Here is a 1,854-nt window from a genome sequence, read left to right on the forward strand (position 1 = left end):
GGTGGCGGTGGCGGGTTTGGTGGCGTTGCCGTGGTCGCAAGACGGCCGCTCGGGCATCGCGTATCGCGCCGAATCCATCACCGCCACCGACCCCGCCACGGCGACCGTCAAGACGGGCCAGCAGGCCCGGTAACCGGATGCCGGCCCGGCAGTTGCGCACACCAGCGCGTCGGGGCTGCCGGGCTGGCACCCCCCTTCCCTTTTTTTCCGTCGTCAGTGAAAGCAGGCCGTCATGTCGAATACCCCAAACAATAAGCGCCACAACAACAATCCATCACCCGATGATGACTGGATCGGTGAGCTGATCGTGGCGGCAGTCAAAGCCGCCGGACAGCTACTGTGGTGGGCGATCCTGTTTCCCGTCCTGAGCATCCCGGTCATCGTGGCGCTCTGGGTCACCGTCAGCCACGGGGCGCGGGCCGGCGTGTTGACCGCCATCGCGGAGATCGCGGCATATGTCGGCTGGTCGGTATGCGAGCCGTCATCGTTTAGCCGGTGGGTGACCAACCCGCTGCGGCAGCGGTTCTGGGCGTGGTGGCGGTATCACCGCAACTGGGCATCGGTGTGCGCCCTGCACGGGCTGACCGCCAAACTGGGTGAGCGCACACTGGTGCCCGCCGTGGAGTCGGTGCGGATCGGCCGCCACGCCGACGTACTGTGCTTGCGCGTGGTGACCGGCCAGTCGATTGCTGACTGGCAAAAACGTGCCCCCGCGCTGGCGGCGACCTGGGGTGCGCAGCGGTTGACGATCCGCGCCACGGCGCCGGGGCAGCTGCGGGTCATCATCGGCCGCGGTGATGTGCTCGGCCAGCCGATCGCGGTACCGATGCCAACCCCGGCCACTGAGGTCGATCTGGGCGCGGTGCGGGTCGGGGTCACCGAATCACGGCGCTGGTGGACGTTGCCGGTGCTCGGGCAGCACCTGCTGGTTGCCGGTGCCACCGGAGCTGGCAAGGGTTCGGTGCTGTGGTCGCTGATCGCCGGGCTGGCACCCCAAGTGAAAACCGGGCGGGTGCGGCTGTGGGTGATCGACCCCAAAGGCGGCATGGAACTCGGCGCCGGCGCACCGCTGTTCACCCGGTTCTGCTACGACACCGGTGCACCCACTGTGGAGCTGCTGCGGCAGCTGGTGGAGCTGATGCAGGCCCGTGCCACCCGGCTGCGCGGGCACACCCGCCTGCACACCCCGACACCGGCCGACCCCTTGTATGTGGTGATCATCGACGAGATTGCCGCGCTGACTGCTTATGTCAGCGACCGGAAACTGCGTGCCGAGATCGAACAACTACTCGGGCTGCTGCTATCGCAGGGGCGTGCGGTCGGGATTTCGGTGGTGGCCGCGGTGCAAGACCCGGCCAAAGACACCCTGCCGGTGCGCCAACTGTTCACCGTGCGGATCGGGCTGCGCATGACCGAAGCCACCCAGACCGCGATGGTCCTCGGACAAGGCGCCCGCGATGCCGGCGCCGAATGCGACCTCATCGCCGATGCCACCCCCGGGATCGGCTACGTGATGATCGACGGCACCGCCGACCCGGCACGGGTCCGCGCCTTTCACGTCACCGACCGCGACATCAGCGTTTTGGCCCGCACCTTTCGGGCACCGCGCCCCGGCGGTGAGCATTCCCAGGGGCGGGGTCCGCAGTGAGTACTGCCGCCGACGTGGTGGGCGGCCCGGTGATCGCACTGCCGGGTCTGCCCACCACCACCGACCCCGCGCCGGTCATCACCGAAATGGTTCGGCGCGCATCCTCACGACGCTTTGAGACATGGTGGCGGCGGGTGGAATCGGTCGGCTACTGCGCCCATCCGATCCAGCTGGTCGGCGCCGACACCGCGGGGCTCCGGCACATG

The 1,854-nt window shown here is 68.6% G+C and carries 1 protein-coding gene and 1 pseudogene; both read left to right on the top strand.

Going from position 1 to position 1,854, the window contains the following annotated elements; genetic code table 11:
• Window positions 1–232: 232 nt before the first annotated feature.
• Window positions 233–1,648: an FtsK/SpoIIIE domain-containing protein gene (locus AC2VON_RS23510; RefSeq protein ID WP_486955006.1), complete on the top strand. Its 1,416-nt coding sequence runs from the start codon at window positions 233–235 to the stop codon at window positions 1,646–1,648.
• Window positions 1,645–1,854 (top strand): annotated as a pseudogene (locus AC2VON_RS23515) (replication initiator); the annotation flags it as partial. The gene AC2VON_RS23510 and the pseudogene AC2VON_RS23515, both read left to right, overlap by 4 nt.

This window comes from Mycobacterium sp. TH-M82, assembly GCF_057473605.1.

Excerpts from the sequence above, each read along its gene's own strand:
- AC2VON_RS23510 (WP_486955006.1), top strand. The coding sequence starts at position 233 with ATGTCGAATACCCCAAACAATAAGCGCCACAACAACAATCCATCACCC.